Below are 24,690 nucleotides of genomic sequence, written 5' to 3' on the forward strand. Positions count from 1 at the left end.
CCTTAGTATTGCTCAGTGTTGTTTTATATGGCGTTCAAGCGTTCCAGACTTCACCGAAAACCCGCAGCCAGTTCTCGCCCAGCACCTTGCGTATGCGGCTCTCTTTCCAGCCGGCGCGTTCCATGGCCGTGGTCAGGTTGGGGAAATCGCCTATGGTGCGGAAGCCCTCCGGATTGATCACCGTGCCGAAATCGGTGAGGCGGCGATGGCGGCCCTTGTCGTGCGTCAGCCACTCGAAAAATGGCTTGCCGTAACCTTGCGTGAAGTCGGTGCCGATGCCGACGCAATCGTCGCCGACCAGGTTGATGATGTAATCGAAGGCCTCCACGTAATCGTCAACGTTGGCATTGCTGCCGCGCTTCAAAAACGGCGGGAACATGGTGACGCCGATAAAGCCGCCATGATCGGCAATGAATTTCAATTGCTCGTCGCTCTTGTTGCGCGGATGCTGTTTCAAGCCGGACGGCAGGCAGTGCGAATAACAGACCGGTTTCTTCGACGCCAGGATCGCCTCGGCTGAGGTGTTGCCGCCGACATGCGACAGATCGACCATGATGCCGACCCGGTTCATTTCTTCAATCACCTCGCGGCCGAAGCCGGACAAGCCTCCATCGCGCTCATAGCAGCCGGTGCCGATCAGGTTCTGGGTGTTGTAGCAAAGCTGCACCACCCGCACGCCCAGTTCGGCGAACACTTCGATATAGCCGAGGTTGTCTTCAAATGCATGGGCATTCTGGAAACCCAGGATGACGCCGGTGCGGCCTTCTATTTTCGCCCGCTTGATATCGTCGACGCCGCGCACCAGGGTCAGCAGGTCGGCGTTAGCGCGGATCAGGTTCTTCATGTCGACCACGTTGCCGACCGTGCCCTGGAAATTTTCCCATACCGAGATGGTGCAATTGACGGCGCTCAGGCCGCCCTTCTTCATGTCTTCGAATACCGGCCGCTCCCATTTCGAGATATTCAGGCCGTCGATGACCAGACTTTGCTGATGCAGCTTGCTCATGCCGGACTCCTTAATAGATGGGGAAACGCTTGCACAGCGCGCGCACTTCAGCCAGCACCCGCTGCTCGACCTCAGCGTCGCCCTCCGGCTTACGCGCCAGCGCATCGAATATTTCAACGGTCAGGCGGCCGATAGTGCGGAACTCCTCTACGCCGAAGCCGCGCGCAGTTCCGGCCGGAGTGCCGAGCCGGATGCCGGAAGTGACGGTCGGTTTTTCGGTATCGAACGGGATGCCGTTCTTGTTACAGGTGATGCCGGCGCGCTCCAGCGCATGCTCGACTTGCGTCCCTTTCAAGCCCTTAGGCCGCAGGTCCACCAGCAGCAGATGGTTTTCAGTGCCGCCGGTCACCAGGTCGACGCCGCCCGCCAGCAGCACTTCGCCCAGGGCTTTGGCGTTGGCGACAACGTTGCCGATGTAGTGCTTGAACTCCGGTTGCAGCGCTTCGCCGAAAGCGACGGCTTTGCCAGCGATGACGTGCATCAGGGGGCCGCCCTGCAAACCCGGGAAAACCGCGGAATTGATTTTCTTGGCGATGTCTTCATCGTTGCTCAGCACGAAGCCGCCGCGCGGACCGCGCAAGGTCTTGTGGGTAGTTGACGTGACTACATGCGCATGCGGCACCGGGCTAGGATGATGACCGGTTGCCACCAGCCCGGCGATATGCGCCATGTCGACCATCAGCAATGCATCGACGCTATCGGCAATCGCGCGGAAGCGGGCGAAATCGAGCTGGCGCGGATAGGCGGAATAACCGGCGATGATCAGACGCGGCTTGTGCAGCTTGGCCAAAGCTTCCACTTCGTCGTAATCGATCAGGTAGGTGTCGCGGTTGACGCCGTATTGCACCGCATTGAACCATTTTCCCGACATCGCCGGCCGCGCACCGTGCGTCAGATGGCCGCCGGCGTCGAGCGACATGCCGAGTACGGTATCGCCCGGCTTGACCAGCGCCAGCATGACCGCGCCGTTAGCCTGGGCGCCGGAATGCGGCTGCACATTGGCGTATCTGGCGCCGAATAATTGCTTGACTCTTTCCAGCGCCAGGGTCTCCACCTGGTCGACGAATTCGCAACCGCCGTAATAGCGCTTGCCGGGATAACCTTCTGCATACTTGTTTGTCAACACCGATCCCTGCGCCTCCAGCACGGCGCGCGAAACGATGTTTTCCGAAGCGATCATCTCGATCTGGTTTTGCTGCCGTTCCAGCTCAAGGCCGATGGCTTGCATGACCGCGGCGTCGCGTTCGGCCAGCGACTGGGAAAATGCAGAAAGTGTCATTTGTATATGTCCTGGAAAAAGATGGCGAGATTGCGCATTAAACTGAAATCGGAATGGTTCGCTTGTTGACATCATTCTTGTCCCAAGCCATTGCCCGCTATTGACTTGATCTGACGGGAACCTTTCAATTTGCGACATTGCCGTCACTTTTGGGCAAGCGCCGTTTCTTGACGCTGCTCACGCAGCTGTGGCGCAGGCTTGCCGGCCGATTGCGCCGAAATGGATCGCATGCACAAAAAGCGGGATCGACCGGACTCAGCGCTACCCTGCCTGGCCATATGGCGTGCTTGCCGGAAAAGATGCAGAGCGTGTCAAGAAAATCGAAGCGCCCCGGAGTGAACCAGGTATTCCGGCATTTTTTTCGCATCGGGACTGTTGAAATAAGCCTTCTGGTCAGCTTGGCATGCTTATTGCGACGCACAACCGAAAGCATTTGTTGTCCGGTCGTTTCAACGTTACATTGTCCATCGCTGATGTTTGCCAACGGAGCAGGTCATGTCTAAAAGCGCTTCTTCCTTCACCCATTTTGCTTTCATGCCGCTCAACAACTTTACGATGTTGGCATTTTCAAATGCCATCGAAGTATTGAGAATGGCCAATTACCTGGAAGGAAAAAATCTTTACCGCTGGTCCGTCGTCAGCCCCGAAGGCGGTACTGTCATGGCTAGCAACGGCCTCTCCGTGACCACTACGCGCGCCGGCCAAGGCACCGCGGCCGACGTCGTCTTCGTCTGCGGCGGCACCGACATCGCAGCAGCGATCAATCCTGCCACGCTGGACATGCTGCAACATCTGGCACGCAAGGGAATTGCCCTGGGCAGCCTGTGCACCGGCGCCTTCGCCCTGGCCCAGGCCGGCCTGCTGGATGGCTACACTTGCGCCACCCACTGGGAAAACCTGTCGACCTTAAAGCGCAGCTATCCCGCGATTTCTTTCGCTCCCGATCTGTTTGTCATCGACCGTGACCGCATCACCTGCACCGGCGGCATCGCGCCGCTGGACATGATGCTGAACCTGATTTCAAGCCAGGTCGGAAAAACCACGATTGCAGCGATCGCCGATCAATTTATCCTGGAACATGTACGCGACCACAAAGACCAGCAGCGGGTGCCGCTGACGGTGCGCATGACGTCTGCCCGTCCGGCCATGGTCGAGGTGGTGTCGCTGATGGAAGCGAATATAGAAGAACCCCTGTCGCTGGATGAGCTGGCGCAGTTATCGAACTCGTCGCCGCGCCAGCTGCAGCGCATGTTCAAGGAACATATGGGCATGTCGCCTACCCATTACTACCTGACGCTGCGCCTGCGCAAGGCCAGGGAATTGCTGCGCCAAACCGATATGTCGATACTCAGCATTACGGTTGCTTGCGGCTTTCAGTCCGCCTGCCATTTCAGCAAGACCTATCGTGAAATATTCAGCGTTGCGCCAAGCACCGAACGGCGCCAGCAAGCACCGGTTCCGGCTGCGTTGCTGGCGGCGCCCATGCAGCAAGCGGCAGCTTTCATTTAGCGGCGCAGTAGCAGGGAGAGAAGAAGAAAGAACGGGCGCCGCTGGCGCCCGTTTTATAACAGAAAATGGCAACACTCAAAACAGTCGCCTTAGCCGTTTGAAGAGCCCTCCCACAGATTAATCCCGCCCTCTTTTGCCTGCACATCGATAGCCGCCAATTCTTCCGTCGAAAAATCCAGCCGCTGCAAGGCCGCCACGTTTTCCCGGATCTGGGCCGGACTGCTGGCGCCGATCAAGGTGGTGGTCACGCGCGGATCGCGCAGTACCCAGGCCAGCGCCATCTGCGCCAGGCTCTGGCCGCGCGTCTTGGCAATCTCGTTGAGAGCCCGCACGCGCGCCAGGTTTTCCGGACTCAGATGGGCCTGCTGCAGCGAGCCGCCACCCTCGCGATTGATGCGCGAATCTTGCGGCACGCCGTTCAGGTATTTATCGCTCAGCAGTCCCTGCGCCAAGGCGGTAAAAGTGATGCAACCCATGCCCTCCTGTTCCAGCGTATCCAGCAAGCCTTGTTCGATCCAGCGGTTGAACATGTTGTAGGACGGCTGATGAATCAGGCAAGGCACTTTCCAGTCGCGCAACAGCTTGGCGGCTTGCGCAGTCTTGGCAGGCGAGTAGGACGAGACGCCGACATACAGCGCCTTGCCTTGCTGCACCGCGGTCGCCAGCGCACTCATGGTTTCTTCCAGCGGCGTTTCCGGATCAAAGCGGTGCGAATAAAAGATATCGACATAATCCAGGCCCATGCGCTGCAGGCTCTGGTCGAGGCTGGCCAGCACATATTTGCGCGAACCGCCGCCCTGCCCATACGGCCCCGGCCACATGTCCCAGCCAGCCTTGGTCGAAATGATCAGCTCATCGCGGTAAGGGCGCAGGTCTTCTTTCAGGATGCGGCCGAAATTGGTTTCGGCGCTGCCGTATGGCGGTCCGTAATTATTGGCCAGGTCGAAATGCGTGATCCCGAGATCGAAAGCGGCGTGCACCATTTCGCGTTGACGCGCCAGCGAGGTGGTGTCGCCGAAGTTGTGCCAGAGTCCCATCGACAACAATGGCAACTTGAGGCCGCTGGGGCCGCAAAACCGGTACTGCATGTTGTCGTAGCGCTTGCTTGATGCGTGATAGCTCATGACCGAAATTCCTTTACGATGTGTTCGAAAAATCCTGCTTAGGCAGAAAAATGGATGGCAGTCTATCTAGCTGCACTTCGCCCCAGAAAAATATGCAATACCAGCAATAGTGGCAACAGCAAGCCCGGCATCCAGTGCCCGGCCGACCAGAGCGGCCTGCTGGCTTCGCTGGCGATGTAGTACAAAGCATAGCCGCTGATCGTCAACCAGGCTAGCAAGGCCGCCATGCTCCAGCCGGAATAGCGATTGCGGCGCGCATGGTGAGCGCGGCGGATATGGCTGAGCAGCAGGCTGCCTACGAAGAAAAGCATGGCCATGGCGGCCGCACCATGCAGTTTCATCGACCATGGCTCGACCGGATTGACGGTTTCACCGAACTCACCCGCTACCCGCAGGAAATAATGGACGATCAGCCACAGAATACCGCTGGCCGTCAGCAGGCCGGAAATGCCATAAAGACTGATTCGATGCCAGCGCTCAAGGCGAAACCTCAGGATTTGCTGCCGGATTCTTGGATGATGAAGACTTTGTTTAGGATGTTTAGGGGAGCGCATCCGTCAGATTATAAAAGCAGTTGCGCCAAACTGCTGCAATAACGGATGTTGGGGATCGGCGCTTGACAGCACCAGCTTGGTCAGCGCATCCGCCGTCATGCAATCGGCAGCTTGCACCGTGGCGCTGACACTGTCGACTAGCGCGTTGCCGCTTTCACAGTCGACCAGCGCCGAACGTTGGTGGCCCCGCACCGTCTTTTGCGAAAAATAACTGCCGGAAGTCGCCATTGCAGCATTTTTCAATTCGATCCGGCCCGCGATTTGCGCGGGCGCCCGGGGATCGCGAATCATGACCGGATAGGCGTTTTCGCCGAAAGCCCGCAAATCGCCGCCCGCATTGACGCACGCCGAGGCGACGCCTGATGCTTGCAAGGCATTGATGGCAGCATCTACCGCGTAGCCCTTGGCGATACCGCCCAAATCGATCAGCACCGGCGCCATTTTCCGAACTTTATCGGCGTCATCGATATGCAAGCTGAACCGATTAGCCGCGTTGCCTGAGCCGGTTTCTGCGATTTTCCCGGCTAGCTTCGGCAAATAGCCCCATTCAACCAATTTTGACGCACAACCGATATCAAACAGACCATTCGTTACTGCATTCAAATTGAGTGCCGTGCGAATCACTATCGCCGTGTGCGCATGAATCTGTATCGCGCTGCCAACCGCCATGCGATTGATACGGCCGACATCACTGGCTGCATCGTGATAGCTCATCAAGCGATGCACTTCGGCGACAGCGGCGAAAGCCGCATCGAAAGCGCAAGCGGTGGCGACATCGCCAAGCGTATCCGCAAGTGTCACCTCGACCAGGGTTCCCAGCCAAGGTTGCGCCCGCCGCTTCATTTTTTCAGCATGACCTGAGCGATGGCGGCTATCCGCCGTACGCCATCGGTGACATGCGTGCACGACAGCGTGGCGCCGCTGATGCTGGCGATGCCGTCGCCGATAGTCAAGCCGGCGGCAGCTGTCTTGCCGACGAATTGCTTGCGCCACGCCTGGCTTTTGATTTCAAAGCCGTGGCTTTCCCGATAGGTGAGAATTTCAATCTGCTTGATGCTGGCATCGGGATTGACCGCTACCGCATACGAAATCAATTCAAACTTGCCGACCACGTCATCCAGTACCACGTAGCCTAATTGGCTATCGCCTTTATACGCGGCAAACACGCGCCAGCCGACCGAACGTGCAGGCAGGCCGGAAATTTTCTCGACCTGTTTCATCTGTTCGCCGGACAGCTGCAAGCTGGCGTCCCGGAAGCTGGTCGCATCCGGAAACATCACTTGTTGCGCCTGCTCCACCGTCAGGTACTGGGTGGCGAAGGCGCTCGAAGTGGCGCCGGTCGCAAGCGCCAGGGCAGCCAGGTTGATCTGTTTCATCGTGGATACCAATAAATAGTTAGAAATTAGAACGCATAACCGAGGCCGAGATCGAAGCTATCGCGCGTCGTATCTACCTTGAATTTCCGATAATCCGCTTTCAAAACCACGCCTTCGCCGATATTGAAGTTGGCGCCGACCGTCCAGACACCTTCGTTCGGGCCGCTTGCTACTCCCAGGCCGGGCGGCAGCGCCGCATAGCTGTTGGCAGTATTGAAGCGTTCATAGCGGGTGAACGGTGTCAAAGTATAGTCCGAGTTTTTCCACAACTGATAGGCGGCCTGCGTGTACCAGCCGTAGAACGACGACGGCACCGGTGTAGGCTGACCGGCGAAGGTCTGATTCAGGACCTCGGTGTTGCTGATGGTGCCGCGCGCATAGACTGCGGACAGATCCCATTTGCCCGGCGTGTAGCGCGCATGCAGATCCCACAAAGTAAGGCGCGCATCCTGCGCCGCGAAATCCGGCGTCTTCTGGCCGACTTTGCCGGTAAACACGGAGCCGCCCAGCAGCAAGCCTGGCACGCCGCGCCAGTTCAATGCGCCGAACACACTCAGATCATGCGACTTCGCCATCTGGCCTTCCTGGTGAATGCTGCCCAGCGGCGAGGTGCGGCCGTCGGTCGACGAAGCATCCCATTTGCTCAGATCGAAACCGGTAGTCAGCCCCGTATCCCAACTCAAGCCGTTGTCGAGCGTCTGCGACAAGCCCAGGCCAGCCTCGCGCCAGGTGGATGGAATGATCGCCGTTTCGACGAAATTACGATACACGCCGTAATAAGCAGTCGGTTCGTGATTAGTATTGAGCAAGCCGGCCGGGATCAGGAACAAGCCGCCCTTGGCGCGCAGACCGTTGTTGAATTCGCGCTCGACATACAGCTGCTCGACTTCAGTCTCGCCCTTATCGCTGGCGGAAGTGACGGCGTGCTCCCATTCAAACTCCGCCACCATCTTGGTCTTTTCATCAAAACGGTGGGTAATGCCGATCACCGCGCGAGCGACATCGGTTTGCGACTTGCTGCTGTCTTTGCGAGGACGGGTGTAATTGACTTCGCCATAACTCGACAGCACCGTATTGGGGCCCAGCGATGTCGCCGGCGAAGCAGCTGGCGACATCGCCGCGACTGCCGACATCGGTGCAACGGCAGTACCCGACGGTGCTGCCCCTGCGGCCGCCGCAGTCGTTGCGACGGCCGCTGCTGCCGGAGCTGCGGCGAGCGCATCCTGGCGCTTTTCGACCGTATCGGTTTTTTGCTTGGTGGCGGCCAGTTCGGCCTTGAGCTGCTCGACTTCAGCAGCCAGCTTATTGAGTCGCTTCAATAACTCAGCCTCGCTGGCGGATGCCGCCAAAGGGCTTGCCATCAGGGCGATTGCAATGGCTTGCGTCAAGATATTTTTTTTCATGATGTTTGTTCCCCTAAATGTTTATTGTGCTTTGTAGCCGTCGGTCAGCGTGCCGAGAAATTGCACGACGTCGTCAACCTCGCTCTCCGACAATGCCGGCGGCATATTCGGCTGCCGGTTATACGGTACTTCGGTGACATTCACGTTCTTGCGATATGGCTCGGGCAGATCGTTGAATTTTTGTACGACGCCATTGGCGTCGGCCGGATACCACAGCTCCGGATTGGTATCGCGCTTGACGTAAAAACTGACCGCCTCGCGCAGAGTCTTGAAGTAGCCGTTATGGAAAAACACTTTGCGCGTCGCAACGTTACGCAAGGTCGGCACCTTGAACTTACCGCACAACTCGCTGCGATTACTCAGATCGCTACGATCCGGCCCGCACAGGCCGAGATCGAAATAGCCGGCATCGGCGGTCGCTGCAATCGCCGGATTGCGCGGAACGCCAAGATTGTCAAAGGTGAAATCGGTAAATAGCGGGGATGAGCCGTCGCTGCCCTTGGCGCTCAGGTGGCAGGCGACGCAGTTGCCCTTGGTTGGATTATTGAACAATGCCAGCCCGCGCAATTCAGCCGCGTTCAATGGCACTTTGCCGCTCAGGAATTGATCGTATTTGGAATCGTAGGGGTGGAAATCGCCGTCTTCCTTCTGGTACTGCTGCAACGCCAACTGAATGCGGTTGAATGCATCGTCGCTATTATCCAGGATGGCAGCGCCGAATACCTGGCGGAATTCCTCGACATACGCCGCCAGCTTTAATCTGGCAATCACATCAGCCTTGCTGGCATTGGCCATTTCATGCGGCGCCAGGAACGGCCGCTGCGACTGATCGGCCAGCGTATTGACACGGCCGTCGCGATTAAAGCCGCCGGTCGGCGTGCCGTCGCTGGCAAAAAAGAAAGCCGGAGTCAGATTAAGGTAGCGCAAAGACGGCACCGCGCGAAAGCCTGGCACATCGAGATTGGGGCCGCCCAACTGCACTGCCAGGTCGTTGCTCTGTGCGTGCGCATTGTCGGGATTGTGGCAGGTGGCGCAAGACTGCTTGCCCGAGGCTGACAGACTTTGATCGCTGAAGATTTTCTTGCCAAGGCTGGCGACCTGGCTGAGTCCGCCGTCAGGCACTGGCGTATTCGCCGTACTGGTGCTGCCGCCTTCACCGCCGCCGCAAGCAGCCAGCAAACAGGCCGCCGCCAGCATCAACGACCACTTCATCCCCCCCGGAATGCGAACCATGGTCTTTACCTCATATTGAGACATTTGCATTATTTTTTAATTGATCTGAATTCACGCGAGTTTTCTCAAAGCTCAAAGCTTTGATTTCAGCCTCGCCCTGGCTTCTGTTTTATCGTTTTATTTTTTCTGGAACAACAGAATACGAATGGTATTGAGAATGATTGCAATTAGCAATTACAATCGATTCACCTGCAGAGTTTCTGTTAAACATGTCTTTTTCTTCCAACAATCGAACCAACGAATTTGCAAAAAAACACTCCCGCCTCACATTTAATTGCGAATGCTTCTCAATTAGATATAATGCCGCCTGTTAGCAAAAATGAATAAGCAGGCGAGGATAAAGTGTTGAAAAAGCAGATAGCGGGCATATGCTCAATCATGCTGACGCATGGCGTAATTGCGGCAGACCTGCAATCCGGAGAGTCGTCCAGACTGCCGGACAGCCAGGCCACAGCAGTCGGAGATGCCCAGAAAAATATCGACGCAAGGAGCAGCGAAAATGTGTTGCCTACGGTATCCGTGACGGCCAGCCGGGATGACGCCAACCCGGCGGAAAACGGTTATCAGGCAAAGCGCGCTACCGTCGCCAGCCGCAGCGACGCTGCCCTGATCGACGTACCGCAGGCGGTCAGCGTGGTGACTTCCCAATTCCTGCAGGACCGCCAGCCGGGCAGCCTGGCAGAATCGCTGGATACCGTATCCGGCATCCGCATGGGTAATACACTGGGCGGCACGCTGGATGCAATCATCAAGCGCGGCTTCGGCGACAACCGCGACAACTCCATGCTGCGCGACGGCATGCTGTCGGTCCAGCCACGCAACTTCACGCCGACCACGGAGCGTATCGAGGTACTGAAGGGACCGTCATCCATGCTTTACGGCAGCATGGACCCGGGCGGCGTCATCAACGTCATCAGCAAGAAACCGCTGCTGGAAAAGCAACGCTCGGTAACGCTCACCACTTCCAGCTACGGCGGCAGCGGCGAACAGATCGACCTGACCGGCCCGATCGGCGATTCCGGACTGGCTTACCGCTTGATCGCCGATCACCAGCGCAGCAACTACTGGCGCAACTTCGGCGAAACCACGCAATCCGTGGCGGCGCCGTCGCTGGCCTGGTACGGCCGCGATACGACATTGTCGTTCGCCTACGAACACATGAACTATTCGGTGCCGATCGACCGCGGCACCGTCATCGATCCGCGCAGCGGCAATCCGGTTGCGCTACCCAAGGAACGTCGTTTCGACGAAGCCTACAATGTCTCGGCCGGCCGTTCCGACGCCGTCAACCTGCGCTTCGACCACCAGCTCAACGCCGACTGGACCCTGCACGGCGGCTACGGCTTCAGCCGCAGCTACTACAATGACTGGCAGGCACGGGTACTGTCCGTCAACTATGCCACCGGCATCGCTACCCGGCGCGTCGACGCCACCCAGAACGGCGTGCAATCGGCGCATACGCTGACCTTGAACCTGGAAGGAAAATTCAACTGGGGCCTGATCCGCCACGATATCGTCGGCGGCGTCGACTACATGCGCAACTACCGGGTGCTGGCCGACCTCTACCGCAGCCCGAGCAATAGCCAGTTCAATATCTACGACCCGGTGTACGGGCAGCTGGCGCAGGCCGGCAGCAAAATCAGCCCGGTAGATAGCGACCAGACCGACAAGCTGATCTCGCGCGGCGTGTTTGTCCAGGATTCGATACGTCTGGATGAGCGCTGGATCCTGCTGGCCGGTGCGCGCTACGAATATTTCAATGAACTGGCCGGCAAGGGCCGCCCGTTCATTGTCGGCAGCAAGGTTGCCGCGGGCAGAGCCACGCCGCGCGCCGGCGTGACCTACAAACTGGCGCCCGACTGGTCCATGTACGCCAGTTACAGCGAGTCTTTCAAACCGAATACTTCGATCGCCACACCGATAGGCGAGTTGCCGCCGGAACTGGCCAAGAGTTATGAAATCGGATCGAAACTGGAAACCGCGAACCTGACGGCGACGCTGGCGCTATTCGATATTCAAAAACGCAACATCCAGACTACCGAAACCATCAGCGGCATCAATTACACCCGCAATGCCGGCAAAGCCAGGTCGCGCGGCCTGGAGTTCGACGCCAGCGGCCGCATCAGCCAGAACCTGAGCCTGGTCGGCAGCTACGCCTACACCGAGGCACGCTACGCCGATGACCCTAAACTGGCAGGGAATCCCCTGCCGAACACTCCGAAACATGCGGCGTCGCTGTACCTGACACGTGATTTCGGCGTATCGCGCGTCGGTCCGGTCGAAGGCCGCATCAGGGCCGGCGCCGGCGCCCGCGTGTTCAGCAGCCTGCCGGTGGGCGACGGCAGCGGCAAGGTCTATCGCCTGCCTTACGGCCGCGTGATGGATGCGTTCGTGTCCTGGAATACCTTGATCGGCGGTCAATCGATAGACTGGCAGTTCAACATCAAGAACATCTTCGATTCGACTTATTACACTGCCAGTTGCTGTACCGGCACGCCATTCGTCAATATCGGCGCCGGCCGCGAGTTGACGCTCAATGCCAAGCTGAATTTCTGAGCATGCCAGACCTGGCGGCAACAGAGTAAACAAAGGCAATTCGACTCATGCCGCGGCTATGCCCTACAATCGCGCCATGAGTCATTTAACTACCCTATTGCCATTCGGCCTGCCGCCGCCGGAACTGGCGCGCGATTTATTGCGCGAATTGAAACTGCCCGCCTTCGCCACCCTGATGGCGCGCGCCAAAAAGGAACATTCCCGTCAAGAATTTGACGACTTTGCGCGCGCCTTGCCGCACGAAATGTGGTTGAGTTCGCAATTTTCCCTGCCTTCGTTCGCCCCGGTCAGCGCCGAGCCACGCCAGGACGCGCACAACAGCCCCGCCCTGGCCTGCGCCGCCATGCGCGCGCTGGGCCTGAGCGTCGATGAAGGTGTCTGGTTCATGCTCCATCCGGCCCACATCCATATCGCCCGCGATCATCTGGTATTGACCGATATCCGCCAGATCGGCTTGTCCGAATCCGATGCACGCGAATTGTTCGACGCCGCCGCGCCTTTGTTTGCCGAAGAAGGTAGGCCACTGCTCTACGGCAACGCCAACACCTGGTTCATGCGTGCTGACGACTGGCAGGGGCTGATTACTTCCACCCCGGATGCTACTTGCGGGCACAACATCGATATCTGGATGCCGCAAGGCGACGGCGCCCAAGCCTGGCGCAAGTTGCAGAATGAAGTACAGATGCTGTGGTTTGCCCATCCCCTGAACGAGCGCCGCGAGAGGCAGGGAAAGCAGAGCGTCAACTCCCTTTGGCTGTGGGGCGGCGCCGCTGCTACGGCGCCGACCGTCGGCCAATACGAGGCATTCAACCTGCCTGACGGCTTCGTCGGTCTCGGCCAGTACGCCAAGGCTGCGCATGCAGATGCCAGCGTCGCCGGCATCATCGCCGCCAAACCCGGACGCGGCCTGCTGGTATTGGATCAATTGATCGAGCCGGCCCTCACCGGCGAGTGGTCAAGCTGGCTGCAAGAGTTGCAAACCCTGGAAAGCACCTGTTTCGCGCCGGTGCTGCAAGCGATGCAACAAGGGCAGCTGGATAGTCTTTCCCTGATCATTACCGACAGTACGCACGTGCTTGAACTGGCCGCCAGCCGGCTCTCGCTCAAGAAATTCTGGCTGAAGCCAGCCCTGACCAGATTGCTGCCATGACGCGCATAACCACCCGCCCCTACTCTTTCCGCGACTCCGAACGGCTGCACCAGAGCGGCATTCATCCGGTGCTGGCGCGTGTGTACAGCGCGCGCGGCCTGCTCGATGCCAAGGAACTGGAAAGTGAACTGACGGCGCTGATTCCACCCGCAGGATTGCTGCATATAGACGCTGCCGCCAGCTTCCTGGCCGACGCCATCGCCGCGCAAAAGAAAATGGTGATCGTCGCCGACTACGATTGCGACGGCGCCACCGCCTGTGCCGTCGGCCTGCGCGGCTTGCGGCTGCTGGGCGCCAACATCGACTTCATCGTGCCGAACCGGTTTGAATACGGCTACGGCCTGACGCCCGAAATCGTCGAACTGACGGCGCGCGAGAAATCGCCCGACATCATCGTCACCGTCGACAACGGCATCGCCAGCATCGACGGCGTGGCTGAGGCCAACCGGCGCGGCATCGAAGTGGTCGTCACTGACCATCACTTGCCTGCGGACACGCTGCCAGCCGCTCGCGTCATCGTCAACCCGAACCAGCCGGAATGCGGCTTTCCCAGCAAGAACCTGGCAGGTGTCGGCGTGATGTTCTATGTCTTGCTGGCGCTGCGCGCCGAAATGCGCAAGCGCGGCGTGTTTGACGCCAAGAGCCAGCCGAAACTGGATGTACTGCTTGATCTGGTGGCGCTCGGCACCGTTGCCGACGTCGTCAAGCTGGACGCCAACAATCGCATCCTGGTAGCGCAAGGATTGAAGCGCATGCGCGCCGGCCGCATGCATGCCGGCATTGCCGCCCTGTTTCGCGCCGCCGGCCGCGAGGCGCGCCGCGCCACGCCGTTCGACCTTGGCTTCGCGCTGGGCCCGCGCCTGAACGCCGCCGGCCGCCTGGCCGACATGGCGCTGGGTATCGAATGCCTGACCACCGACGACGAAGGCCGCGCCTGGGCCATCGCCCAGCAGCTCGACGCCATCAACCGCGAACGGCGCGATATCGAAGCCGGCATGCAAGATACCGCACTGGCATTGCTGGACGATTTCAAACCGCAAGACAGCACCACCATCAGCGTCTTCGACGCGTCCTGGCATCAGGGCGTGATCGGCATCGTTGCTTCTCGTCTGAAAGATAAATTCTATCGGCCCACGATCACTTTTGCGCCAGGCGGTGAAGGGTTGATCAAAGGTTCGGGGCGATCGATTCCCGGTTTCCATTTGCGCGATGCACTGGATCTGGTGTCCAAGCATGCGCCCAGCCTGATCCAGAAATTCGGCGGCCATGCGATGGCAGCCGGGCTGACGATCCGTGCGGATGCGTTTGACGCTTTTGCGGAGGCTTTTGAAAAAGTCGGGCGTGAATGGCTGGGACAGAGCCAGCTGGAACGCGTGGTTGAGACCGACGGACCGTTGGAGGACGCCTATTACACCACGCAATTCATAGAGTTAATGGAGGGCCAGGTGTGGGGCCAGGGCTTTGCGCCGCCGTTGTTTTGCGATGAATTCCGGGTGGTCAGCCAGCGTATCTTGAAGGAGAAGCATTTGAAGCTGCTGCTGGAACGGAATGGCACGCGCTACGATGCGATCTGGTTCGGACACACCGATGAGTTGGGGAGTAAGGCCAAGGTGGCGTTTCGGTTGGATGCTAATGAATATAATGGGGTTACCAAGGTGCAGTTGATGGTTGAGCATGCGGAGCCGATGTAGTTCTTACTTAGAATGCGGAGTGTCGTGCTCCGTGGCCCGTCAAATGGGGTCAGAGCCGCGCGGGGAGTGTAATTTACGACAATAACACTGTCGTAAACAAACTCTGACTCCATTTGACTATTTAACTATTAGCCTGGCGCTGTTGGCTGGGTGGGAGGCTTTCGAATTTGCTCCAGACACGGCGTAATTGGCGGGTTGAATTGAAGCCTGCTTGTTGCGCTACCTGCTCCATGTCCAGCTTGGATTGCGTCAATAGCTCGCGCACCAGGGCGACGCGGATGCGTTGGATGTAGTCGACCAGGCTGCTGTCGGTATGTTCGCGGAACAAACGCGTCAGATGGCGTTCGCTGGTGCAGGCGATCTCCGCCAGCTGCTGTAAATCCCAATCGTTCGCGGGATTGCCGATCACGGCGTCTTGTACCCGGTGTACCGCCGGATGCAAGTGATTGCGGCAGGCCAGCCATGGCGACAATTGCGGATCGCTGCCGGCACGCCGCATATATACCACCAGCGATCGGGCAATCGAAGCGCTGCGGGCGTGGCCGCAAATTTGCGCCACCACATGCAAAGCCAGGTCGATGCCGGTGGTGACACCCGCGCTGGTATACACATTGCGGTCTTCGACAAAAATCCGGTTTTCCAAAACCTGTGCACGCGGCGCAAGGCGACGCAGGTCATCGCAATGGCTGTGATGGGTGGTGCATTGGCGGTCGTCGAGCAAACCGGTATATCCGGCCAGCAAGGCGCCGGTGCAAATACATAACAATTTATGCGAAGCGCCCCAATGGGTGCGCAGCCAGCTCACTGCATGTTGATCGGCAATGCTGCTGAAATCGTCGTCGCGGCCGCTGCAGCCGTTAAGCACCAGGATGGCGTTGGCGGGCAGGCCATCCGGCAGCGGACAAAAGCCGGTCAGGCCAAGTCCGATGGAAGTGCTGATGTTATCCGCCGCGCTGATATAACGCACATCGAAAAAATCAGGTCGCCCTTCACGCTCGGCGATCCGGTTGGCATAGCGCAGCACTTCCGCCGGACCAATCAGGTCAAGCGCCATGGTGGCGTCACGCAGCAGGAAATAGACCGGAATGGTGATTTCGTCGGCACGCATGTTGTCGGCTATTGCAGCCATCGATACTCCATCTGTCTGGCAGTGGCGGCAGCCAGTTCGGGTCCAGCCAATCGCTCGACCAGATGCAGGCTCATGTCGACGCCCGCTGAAATGCCGCCGGAAGTGACCACTTTACCGCAATCTACCCACGCCACATCACGCTTGACAGAAAGCGCCGGAAATCCGGCCTGCAAATCATCCTGGTCCTCCCAATGCGTGGTGACATCCAGTCCATCCAGCAAGCCTGCCTTGGCCAGCAGGAAGGCGCCGGTGCAGACCGAAGCGGTGATAAGCGCACCCAGCGACTGCGCCGCGATCCAGCCGATCACCGCGTCGTTATTGAGGATAGCCGAGACATCGCCACCCGGCACCAGCAGCACATCCAGTTCCGCAGATGGCAGCAATACGCAATCAGGCAGTACTTTCATGCCGCCGCGGGCGCGCACCGGTCGCATGCTCGGCGCCACCAAAAAACACTGAAACAGGTTTGCGGCAGCATGGTTGCCATTGTTGCGACGGTGCACCCGGGCCGCGGTGGAAAACACTTCGTAGGGGCCGGAAAAATCCAAAATTTCAACATCGTCAAAAACCAGTATTCCTACGCTCAACATGCTTGGGCCTCATTCAACTCACGGAAAGTCCGGGGCTGGACTTCTATCGTTGATATCAGCTTAAGCCCAAGGCGGGTATCGCGAAATGCTCCCTGTAGACATAATGCGGACAAAACCGGACATCCTGGCTTGCCCTCAATGATCAACTATTGCGTTAGTCGAAATCGCCATGCCTATCCAAAGCAATTGCACTTTATATCCGAACCAGTATAATCAATCTGTAAAACCGGTACGCTTCCTTGGCGACTCGCTCAAATGCCTGCGCCAGTTCCCCGAGGATGCAAAGCAAGATGCCGGCTATCAACTTGATAAGGTGCAAAAGGGCAAGCCGCCGGATGACTTTAAACCTATGCCGTCAATCGGCACGGGTGTTGAAGAAATCAGGATAAGGGACGCTTCAGGTATTTATCGGGTTATCTACACAGCGCGCCTGACTGATGCCGCATATGTGCTTCACGCTTTCCAAAAGAAGACGCAAGCCACGGCCAGACACGATATTGGCATTGCCAGAGAGCGCTTTGCGCAATTGATGAGAGGTAACAAATGAGCAAAATCGAAAGCTACGCCAGCGTGTGGGACGCGCTTGCCGACACATCGGAGCAAGCCGCGAATCTGCGCGCCAGGGCTGAGCTCATGCAACAGATTGCCGATATCGTGAAGCAAAGCGCATGGACGCAGACCGAGGCAGCCAGCCATTGCGGCGTGACGCAACCGCGCGTCAACGACCTGTTGCGAGGCCGGGTATCGCGCTTTTCGCTCGATGCATTGGTGAATATGGCAGCGGCGCTTGGCCGTCGCGTGCACGTTGAACTCGAGCTTGCCTGATAGCGCCTAGCGTACCGGCAAAAACTGCAAAAACGTGCCGCCCACCATATTCTGCAAATAGCTGATACCGGCGCGCTTGTACTTCTCGGTCGTCATTTCAGCCAGTAAATCGATGCGGCCGATGATCTTGCCGAACTCTCTTTCAAAACTGACGTTGCGTTCGCTGTCGCTGATGTCGTTGGACAGCAGCAAAGGCTGGCCAGCAGGGTTTTTCCGGCTGTTGAGTATCCACGACGCTATCTCCATGTTGCGGGCGGCGTTGTACAGATACTGGGCGTCGAAACCGTCAATCAGATAAAACCTGGTTTTACCGCCATGCGCGACGATGATCATGTCGGCTGCGGCGTAGATAAAAGCCGCCGCCCGGTCGCCGCTGAAATCCGGGCTTAGCGCCAGCGACAAGGCCTGGATATCATGCTTTCCTCGCAGCTCCGGCCACGGCTGCCGGGTTTCGATAGCATCGCGCACGCGCTTGATCGCCAGTTCGCGGCTGGTGGCGGTCTTTTTCCATTCGGCCGGATTGCGCCGGTACAATTTATCCAGCAGGCGATAAAGACTGTCCAGATTGTCACGCATGGCAAGAGTCGCGAAACGATTGACATCGGACTGCGCCAGTTCCGCGCCGCTGGTGGACGCCCCCTGGACTTCGCCGTGCGGCGCCGGTGCCGGCGCCAGTAGGCCGCAAGCGCCGAGTCCCAAACACATCAGGCATAGCGGGACCACCAGTAAAAATGATGATAAATCGACATTGTAACGATTGGTATTTGCCTTAATCGCCATGTGCGGCCCGGCCCGGTAGGTAAATTAGCAAGCTCGCATCCATTGTAGAGAGTTGCAGCTTCGATAGCAGCCTTGTTGCAATGGTTCACATTTCTGCATATTTGCCCAAAAAAGATCAGCAAAAATGGGCGAAATGCAAACAGCGGGGCCATCTGCCATGCTGCAGGCGTATAATTTAGGGTTTGATTGCAAAAGAGCCGAAAATGGAAGCCGAACGCTTAAATTCCCTACAAAACCTGCTTGCGGACCTGACCAGCCGCGAAGCCGAACTTCGGAGGTATCTTTGACTTCGATACGAAGTTAGAGAAACTCGACCAGGTCAATGGCGAACTGGAAGATCCGGAAGTCTGGAACGACCAGAAACGCGCCCAAGACCTGGGCAAGGAAAAGAAATCCCTGGAAGCCATCGTCCTGACGCTGACCAAGATCGAAGCCGATCTGCGCGACACCAGCGACCTGTTCCAGATGGCCCGCGAAGAGCAGGACGAAGAAACCATAGAGGCAGTCGAAGCCGATACCGATGGCCTGCGCAAGCTGGTCGAAGGCATGGAATTCCGCCGCATGTTCAGCAATCCGATGGATCCCAACAACTGCTTCATCGATATCCAGGCAGGCGCCGGCGGTACCGAAGCGCAGGATTGGGCATCGATGCTGCTGCGCCAGTATTTGCGCTATTGCGAACGCAAGGGTTTCAAGGTCGACATCCTGGAGCAGTCCGACGGTGAAGTGGCCGGCATCAAGACCGCCACGCTCAAGGTCGAGGGCGATTACGCGTACGGCTTCCTGCGCACCGAAACCGGCGTGCATCGGCTGGTGCGCAAATCGCCTTTCGACTCCGCCAACGGCCGCCACACCTCGTTTTCCAGCCTGTTCGTGTACCCGGAAGTGGATGATTCGATCGATATCGACGTCAACCCGGCCGATGTCCGCGTCGATACTTACCGCGCATCCGGCGCCGGCGGCCAGCACATCAACAAGACCGACTCCGCAGTGCGCCTGACGCATATGCCGTCCGGCATTGTCGTGCAATGCCAGAACGACCGCAGCCAGCACCGCAACCGCGCCGAAGCGTGGGACATGCTGAAAGCCAAGCTGTACGAACTGGAATTGCGCAAGCGCATGAGCGAGCAGCAAAAGCTGGAAGACTCCAAGACCGATGTCGGCTGGGGCCACCAGATCCGCTCTTACGTGCTGGATCAATCGCGCATCAAGGATTTGCGCACCAACTTTGAGAGCGGCAATACCAAGGCCATCCTCGACGGCGATCTTGACGACTTCATCGCTGCCTCGCTCAAGCAAGGCGTGTAAGTTGCAAAGCAGTTGCAAGCCATGCCACGGACCAGGTCCGTGGCAATGCCTTCCTCGCCGCACCACAGACGTTTCACCGCATCACTTTAAAAGACACTGACATGACGACAGACAATCAGCAGCAACCTGTCCCGCAAGACGAAAATAAAATCATCGCTGAACGCCGCAACAAGCTCGGCGCCCTGCGCACGCAAGGCGTGGCTTTCCCTAACGACTTCCGGCCGATGCACAAGGCCGCCAGCATCCAGGCCGAATATGCCGAACAGGAAAACGACGCGCTGGACGCTGCGGCGGTCAAGGTTGTGGTTGCCGGCCGCATGATGTTGAAACGGGTGATGGGCAAGGCTTCCTTCGCCACCTTGCAGGACGCCTCAGGCAGTAATGCCGACGGCCGCATCCAGCTATTCATCACCAAAGAAAATATCGGCGAAGATAATTACGATAGTTTCAAGCATTACGACCTAGGCGACATTCTCGGCGCCGAAGGCATGCTGTTCAAGACCAAGACCGGCGAGCTGTCGATCAAGGTGACTACCCTGCGCCTGCTGACCAAATCGCTGCGCCCGCTGCCGGATAAATTCCACGGCCTGGCCGATCAGGAAACCAAATACCGCCAGCGTTACGTCGACCTGATCATGAACGAAGATACGCGCCGCACCTTCAAAGTGCGTACCGCTGCGATGTCGTCGATCCGCCGCTTCATGGAAAAGAACGACTTCATGGAAGTCGAAACGCCGATGCTGCACGCCATCCCCGGCGGCGCCGCGGCCAAGCCGTTCATCACCCACCACAATGCGCTGGACATGCAAATGTTCCTGCGCATCGCGCCTGAACTGTATCTGAAGCGGCTGGTGGTGGGCGGTTTCGAACGCGTGTTTGAAGTCAATCGCAATTTCCGTAATGAAGGCGTGTCACCGCGCCACAATCCGGAATTCACGATGATGGAATTCTATGCGGCATACGTCGACTATCAATGGCTGATGAATTTCACCGAGCAAGTGATCCGCCAGGCAGCTATCGATGCCCACGGCACTGCCACCCTGATTTATCAAGGCCGCGAACTGGATCTGAGCAAGCCGTTCCAGCGTTTGACGATTGTCGGCGCCATCAACAAATATGCGCCGCAATACCAGGACGAGCAACTGCAGGATGCCGAGTTCATCAAGGCCGAATTGAAAAAATTCGGCGTCAAGCCGCACGCCCACGCCGGCCTCGGCGCGCTGCAGCTGGCCTTGTTTGAAGAGACCGCAGAAGCGCAACTGTGGGATCCGACCTACATCGTCGATTATCCGGTCGAAGTATCGCCATTGGCGCGCGCCTCCGATACCGTGCCAGGCATCACCGAACGCTTCGAGCTGTTCGTCACCGGCCGCGAAATCGCCAACGGCTTCTCCGAGTTGAACGACTCGGAAGACCAGGCCGCCCGCTTCCAGGCGCAGGTTGCAGCCAAAGACGCCGGCGACGAAGAAGCCATGTTTTTCGACGCCGACTATATCCGCGCGCTGGAATACGGCATGCCTCCAACCGGCGGTTGCGGCATTGGCATCGATCGCCTGATGATGCTGATTACCGACTCGCCGAACATCCGCGACGTGCTCCTGTTCCCGCATCTGCGCCGCGAAGACTGATCAATCGGCAGCAACGCAGCCAAATGGGGTCAGGGTAATTTACGACAGTCTCATCGTCGTAAATCACCCTGACCCCATTTGACGTTCCACGGAGTAAAAAAGTTGGCAATCATGAAAAACAATTCGACTCTGACCCCAATTCTTTTCTTGGCACGGGAACTCGTTACATAAGGATACATCTGACACATTATCTACATAGCGTTCGGCACCTGAACCTTTGATAATTACAATATCCAACAATCAAAAATTCCCCTGGAGGTAATAATGGACAACCCGAAACCAAGTAGCCGCATTCATCCACTGGTCGCCGGCGCGGCCGTGGCAGTGACGCTGGCCAGCCTGGTAGGCGTGGCCGCCATGACCGGCCTGTTCCCTAGCTCGCAAGGTTCGAATCCGGCGCAAGTCGCCGCTATGTCGACAGCGCCGGCAGACTATAACAACCAGCAGCAGAACGGCCAAGCGATGCCAAATGGCGCACCGGCTGGCAACCAGAACGGCTATTATCAGCAACAGCCGCAGCAGCAACAAACACAGCAGCAACTGCAGCAGGCACAGGATCCAAGGCAAGCGCCGCGTCCCGAGTATGCCGCTGCTCCGCGCCAGCAAGAACAAGCGCCCCAACAACCAGCCATCTGCCACAGTTGCGGCCGGGTCGAGTCGATCCAGGCAATCCAGCATGCAGTACCGACTAGCGGTGTAGGTATCGCGGCAGGCGCGCTGCTGGGCGGCGTCCTGGGGCATCAGGTCGGCCATGGCAACGGCAACACCCTGGCGACTGTCGCCGGCGCTGTTGGCGGCGGCTTTGCGGGCAATGAAGTAGAAAAACGCACTCGCACCAACACCACCTATCAAGTCATGGTGCGGATGGACGACGGCAAGGTCCGCAGCTTCCCGCAATCCAGCCAGGGATGGCGCGTCGGCGATCCGGTCCGTGTAGTCAACGGCCACCTGGAAGGACGCGGTTAAACCGCATCGGCCTGAAGCTGAAAAAGAAAAACCCGCTGTCGCTACAATCGTAGCGGCAGCGGGTTTTTCTTTATGGCGGCACTTTTTTTATTAACGGGCTTCTTCTATCCAGGCTGCTTGTATCGCTTCCAGGATCTTCTCGCCGGAGCGATTCGGCTCGTCCTCGAAGCCGTCCAGTTCAAGCACCCATTTGTGCAGGTCGGTAAAGCGGATCTTCTCCGGATCGGTATCCGGGAATTTGTCGTACAAGGCTTCTGCAACGCGCAATGTATCGGTCCATTTCATGGTGCTGGTCCTCTCGTTTAGTGGGGCCTAATGACGCTTAGTGATTCTCGCTGGCGTGGTTGATCGTGTACTTCGGGATCTCGACCACCAGGTCTTCCTTGCCGACGATGGCCTGGCATGACAGGCGCGAAGTCGCTTCCAGGCCCCAGGCCATGTCCAGCAAATCTTCTTCCTTATCGTCCAGCTCGTTCAGGGATGCGTAGCCTTCGCGCACCACTACATGGCAAGTAGTGCAGGCACAGGATTTCTCGCAAGCGTGTTCGATCTCGATATGATGCGTGAGCAAGGCATCGCAAACGGATTGGCCGCTTGGGGCGTCGATCACGACGCCCTCCGGGCAGAAAGTAGGATGGGGCAATACGACGATTTGGGGCACTTGGTTTACCTCGGGAATAGGTTGAGTCTTTATGAATTTATATAATTTTCTATGACACCTGGTCCAGTGTCTTGCCGGTCAGCGCATCATGCACGCTGCGGTCCATGCGGCGTGCGGCGAACTCTTCTGTGCCATGCGCCAGCGCATCGACTGCAGCCTTGATGACTACATGATCCGTGCCCTGCGCCTGCACGCGGACGGCATCGATCAAGCCGGCTATGTCGACCCGCTCCTGCTCGGACAGCAAGGCGGCGTCGGCTTGCAAAGCCGATTCGGTGGCCAGCACGATACGCTCCGCCTCCACCTGTTCTTCTCTCAAGGCACGCGCTTGCATGTCGACATCGGCCGAAGCAAACGACTCCTGCAACATCCTGGCGATGTCGTCGTCCGCCAATCCGTAAGACGGCTTGACGCTGATCGACGCCTCCACGCCGGAACGCAATTCGCGCGCCGAGACCGACAGCAATCCATCTGCATCGACCTGATAGGTCACGCGGATTCTTGCCGCGCCGGCCGCCATCGGCGGAATCCCGCGCAACTCGAACTTCGCCAGCGAACGGCAATCGCTGACCAGCTCGCGCTCGCCCTGCAAGACCTGGATCGCCATCGCAGTCTGGCCATCCTTGAAGGTGGTGAACTCTTGCGCACGCGCGCAAGGAATGGTCGAATTGCGTGGAATAACCTTCTCCACCAGGCCGCCCATGGTTTCTATGCCTAGCGACAACGGGATCACATCCAGCAGCAGCCAGTCATCGCCGGCAGCGCGGTTGCCGGCCAGCAGATTGGCCTGGATCGCAGCGCCCAGCGCCACTACTTTGTCAGGATCGATATTCGCCAGCGGCGTAGTCTGGAAATAAGCGCCGACCGCTTTGCGAATGCTTGGCATGCGGGTAGCGCCGCCGACCAGCACCACGCCATCCACGTCATCCACGCTCAATTCAGCATCGCGCAGCGCCTTCCGCGTCGGCGTCAAGGTCTTGGCGACCAGATGCTGGGTAATCTCGTCAAAAATCGCCGACGTCAGCAGCAAATGCACTTGTTCGCCTGAACCCAGGGCGGCGTCGATGGTGACCTCGGTTTTGGCGGAGAGCAGTTCCTTGGCTTCGCGCGCCTTGACCATCAGCACCCGCGCATCTTCATCGGACAAGGGCGCCAGCCCTGCTTCCTGGCTGATCCAGCAAATTACCCGGTGATCGAAATCATCGCCGCCCAGTGCCGAATCGCCGCCGGTTGCCAGCACTTCGAACACGCCCTTGGTCAGTTTCAAGATTGAAATATCGAAAGTACCGCCGCCCAGGTCATACACCACGTACACGCCTTCCGAGGCATTATCCAGGCCGTAGGCTATCGCCGCAGCGGTAGGCTCGTTGAGCAAACGCAGCACATTGAGGCCGGCCAGTTTGGCGGCATCCTTGGTGGCCTGGCGTTGCGCATCGTCGAAATAAGCCGGCACCGTAATCACCGCGCCGACCAGATCGTCACCCAGCGCATCTTCCGCTTGCTGACGCAGCGTGGCCAGGATTTCAGCGGAAATTTCAACCGGGCTCTTGACCCCGGCGGCCGTCTTCAATTGCACCATGCCCGGCACATCGAGGAAATCGTAAGGCAGGTTTTCTGCGTAGGCGATATCTTTCAGGCCGCGTCCCATGAAACGCTTGACCGACAGGATGGTGTTCTTCGGATCGGTGGTCTGCGCAGCCTGCGCCTTGTAGCCGATATGCGCATTGCCGTTCGGCAGATAACGCACGATGGATGGCAACAAAGGCCGCCCCGCTTCATCGTTGAGCACTTCGGGGATGCTGTTGCGCACCGTCGCGACCAGGGAATTGGTGGTGCCCAGGTCGATCCCTACCGCCAACCGATGCTGATGCGGCGCGGTGGACATTCCTGGTTCGGAGATTTGTAAAAGTGCCATAGGGTGA

At 58.3% G+C, this 24,690-nt stretch carries 23 protein-coding genes; 9 read left to right on the plus strand and 14 right to left on the minus strand.

What is annotated here, in order from left to right:
• Positions 1-34: 34 nt before the first annotated feature.
• Positions 35-1,006: a dipeptidase gene (locus BLV81_RS13905; protein ID WP_092357233.1), complete on the minus strand. Its 972-nt coding sequence runs from the start codon at positions 1,004-1,006 to the stop codon at positions 35-37.
• Positions 1,007-1,016: 10 nt separating this feature from the next.
• Positions 1,017-2,285: a serine hydroxymethyltransferase gene (locus tag BLV81_RS13910; protein ID WP_092357235.1), complete on the minus strand. Its 1,269-nt coding sequence runs from the start codon at positions 2,283-2,285 to the stop codon at positions 1,017-1,019.
• A gap of 495 nt (positions 2,286-2,780) precedes the next feature.
• On the opposite strand from BLV81_RS13910, the gene BLV81_RS13920 reads away from it, so the two are divergent.
• On the plus strand, positions 2,781-3,794 hold the full coding sequence (locus BLV81_RS13920; RefSeq protein WP_176992839.1) for a GlxA family transcriptional regulator: 1,014 nt from the start codon (positions 2,781-2,783) through the stop codon (positions 3,792-3,794).
• Positions 3,795-3,883: 89 nt separating this feature from the next.
• On the opposite strand, the gene mgrA is transcribed toward BLV81_RS13920, so the two are convergent.
• The 6 genes from mgrA to BLV81_RS13950 form a co-directional block, all read right to left on the minus strand.
• Positions 3,884-4,918 carry an L-glyceraldehyde 3-phosphate reductase gene (gene mgrA / locus BLV81_RS13925; RefSeq protein WP_092357241.1) on the minus strand — a complete coding sequence of 345 codons (1,035 nt, stop codon included), beginning with the start codon at positions 4,916-4,918 and terminating at the stop codon, positions 3,884-3,886.
• 62 nt (positions 4,919-4,980) lie between these two features.
• Complete coding sequence (locus BLV81_RS13930; protein WP_255365215.1) at positions 4,981-5,472, minus strand: DUF4405 domain-containing protein; 492 nt, start codon at positions 5,470-5,472, stop codon at positions 4,981-4,983.
• A gap of 3 nt (positions 5,473-5,475) precedes the next feature.
• Positions 5,476-6,315, minus strand: a complete 840-nt coding sequence (locus tag BLV81_RS13935; RefSeq protein ID WP_092357243.1) for an FAD:protein FMN transferase — start codon at positions 6,313-6,315, stop codon at positions 5,476-5,478.
• A complete protein-coding gene (locus BLV81_RS13940) occupies positions 6,312-6,848 on the minus strand; it encodes an FMN-binding protein (RefSeq protein ID WP_092357245.1) in 537 nt (178 codons plus the stop codon). The genes BLV81_RS13935 and BLV81_RS13940 overlap by 4 nt, the downstream gene beginning before the upstream one ends.
• 26 nt (positions 6,849-6,874) lie before the next feature.
• The gene (locus BLV81_RS13945; protein WP_092357247.1) at positions 6,875-8,251 is read right to left on the minus strand and encodes a phosphonate C-P lyase system protein PhnG; all 1,377 of its coding nucleotides are present in this window, start codon (positions 8,249-8,251) and stop codon (positions 6,875-6,877) included.
• A gap of 21 nt (positions 8,252-8,272) precedes the next feature.
• A complete protein-coding gene (locus BLV81_RS13950) occupies positions 8,273-9,484 on the minus strand; it encodes a cytochrome-c peroxidase (RefSeq protein WP_255365216.1) in 1,212 nt (403 codons plus the stop codon).
• Between the two features lie 342 nt (positions 9,485-9,826).
• Between BLV81_RS13950 and BLV81_RS13955 the strand changes: the two genes are divergently transcribed.
• The 3 genes from BLV81_RS13955 (at position 9,827) to recJ (ending at position 14,881) form a co-directional block, all read left to right on the plus strand.
• Positions 9,827-12,040 (plus strand): TonB-dependent siderophore receptor, encoded by a 2,214-nt coding sequence (locus BLV81_RS13955; protein WP_255365217.1) that lies wholly within the window; start codon positions 9,827-9,829, stop codon positions 12,038-12,040.
• Positions 12,041-12,116: 76 nt separating this feature from the next.
• Complete coding sequence (locus BLV81_RS13960; RefSeq protein ID WP_092357390.1) at positions 12,117-13,190, plus strand: hypothetical protein; 1,074 nt, start codon at positions 12,117-12,119, stop codon at positions 13,188-13,190.
• Positions 13,187-14,881 carry a single-stranded-DNA-specific exonuclease RecJ gene (gene recJ / locus BLV81_RS13965; protein ID WP_092357249.1) on the plus strand — a complete coding sequence of 565 codons (1,695 nt, stop codon included), beginning with the start codon at positions 13,187-13,189 and terminating at the stop codon, positions 14,879-14,881. The genes BLV81_RS13960 and recJ overlap by 4 nt, the downstream gene beginning before the upstream one ends.
• A gap of 121 nt (positions 14,882-15,002) precedes the next feature.
• Here the strand turns inward: recJ and BLV81_RS13970 are convergent, their stop codons facing one another.
• The gene (locus BLV81_RS13970) at positions 15,003-16,010 is read right to left on the minus strand and encodes a GlxA family transcriptional regulator (RefSeq protein WP_092357250.1); all 1,008 of its coding nucleotides are present in this window, start codon (positions 16,008-16,010) and stop codon (positions 15,003-15,005) included.
• A complete protein-coding gene (locus tag BLV81_RS13975) occupies positions 15,998-16,600 on the minus strand; it encodes a DJ-1/PfpI family protein (protein ID WP_092357252.1) in 603 nt (200 codons plus the stop codon). Before BLV81_RS13975 ends, BLV81_RS13970 begins: the two co-directional genes overlap by 13 nt.
• A gap of 169 nt (positions 16,601-16,769) precedes the next feature.
• Between BLV81_RS13975 and BLV81_RS13980 the strand changes: the two genes are divergently transcribed.
• On the plus strand, positions 16,770-17,147 hold the full coding sequence (locus BLV81_RS13980; protein WP_092357254.1) for a type II toxin-antitoxin system RelE/ParE family toxin: 378 nt from the start codon (positions 16,770-16,772) through the stop codon (positions 17,145-17,147).
• Positions 17,144-17,425 carry a helix-turn-helix domain-containing protein gene (locus tag BLV81_RS13985; RefSeq protein WP_092357256.1) on the plus strand — a complete coding sequence of 94 codons (282 nt, stop codon included), beginning with the start codon at positions 17,144-17,146 and terminating at the stop codon, positions 17,423-17,425. Before BLV81_RS13980 ends, BLV81_RS13985 begins: the two co-directional genes overlap by 4 nt.
• A 6-nt stretch (positions 17,426-17,431) precedes the next feature.
• Here the strand turns inward: BLV81_RS13985 and BLV81_RS13990 are convergent, their stop codons facing one another.
• Positions 17,432-18,205, minus strand: coding sequence for a hypothetical protein (locus BLV81_RS13990; protein WP_092357258.1), 774 nt, complete (start codon positions 18,203-18,205; stop codon positions 17,432-17,434).
• 203 nt (positions 18,206-18,408) lie between these two features.
• Between BLV81_RS13990 and prfB the strand changes: the two genes are divergently transcribed.
• The 3 genes from prfB (at position 18,409) to BLV81_RS14005 (ending at position 22,107) form a co-directional block, all read left to right on the plus strand.
• Positions 18,409-19,513 (plus strand): peptide chain release factor 2 gene (gene prfB / locus BLV81_RS13995; protein WP_143036337.1). Its coding sequence is split into 2 segments (ribosomal slippage): positions 18,409-18,489 and positions 18,491-19,513, totalling 1,104 coding nucleotides; the frame shifts between segments, so codons are not numbered across the junction.
• Positions 19,514-19,614: 101 nt separating this feature from the next.
• Complete coding sequence (lysS, locus tag BLV81_RS14000; RefSeq protein WP_092357260.1) at positions 19,615-21,141, plus strand: lysine--tRNA ligase; 1,527 nt, start codon at positions 19,615-19,617, stop codon at positions 21,139-21,141.
• Positions 21,142-21,405: 264 nt separating this feature from the next.
• Positions 21,406-22,107 carry an outer membrane lipoprotein gene (locus tag BLV81_RS14005; RefSeq protein ID WP_092357262.1) on the plus strand — a complete coding sequence of 234 codons (702 nt, stop codon included), beginning with the start codon at positions 21,406-21,408 and terminating at the stop codon, positions 22,105-22,107.
• A gap of 90 nt (positions 22,108-22,197) precedes the next feature.
• Here BLV81_RS14005 and iscX read toward each other — a convergent pair whose 3' ends face one another.
• The 3 genes from iscX to hscA are packed head-to-tail and all read right to left on the minus strand — an operon-like array spanning position 22,198 to position 24,683.
• Complete coding sequence (iscX, locus tag BLV81_RS14010; RefSeq protein WP_092357264.1) at positions 22,198-22,392, minus strand: Fe-S cluster assembly protein IscX; 195 nt, start codon at positions 22,390-22,392, stop codon at positions 22,198-22,200.
• A gap of 37 nt (positions 22,393-22,429) precedes the next feature.
• The gene (fdx, locus tag BLV81_RS14015) at positions 22,430-22,768 is read right to left on the minus strand and encodes an ISC system 2Fe-2S type ferredoxin (protein ID WP_092357266.1); all 339 of its coding nucleotides are present in this window, start codon (positions 22,766-22,768) and stop codon (positions 22,430-22,432) included.
• 49 nt (positions 22,769-22,817) lie between these two features.
• Entirely contained in the window at positions 22,818-24,683 is a 1,866-nt protein-coding gene (hscA, locus tag BLV81_RS14020; protein ID WP_092357267.1) for a Fe-S protein assembly chaperone HscA, read from the minus strand.
• Positions 24,684-24,690: the final 7 nt, after the last annotated feature.

Source organism: Collimonas sp. OK242, assembly GCF_900107095.1.
Lineage (GTDB): Bacteria > Pseudomonadota > Gammaproteobacteria > Burkholderiales > Burkholderiaceae_D > Collimonas.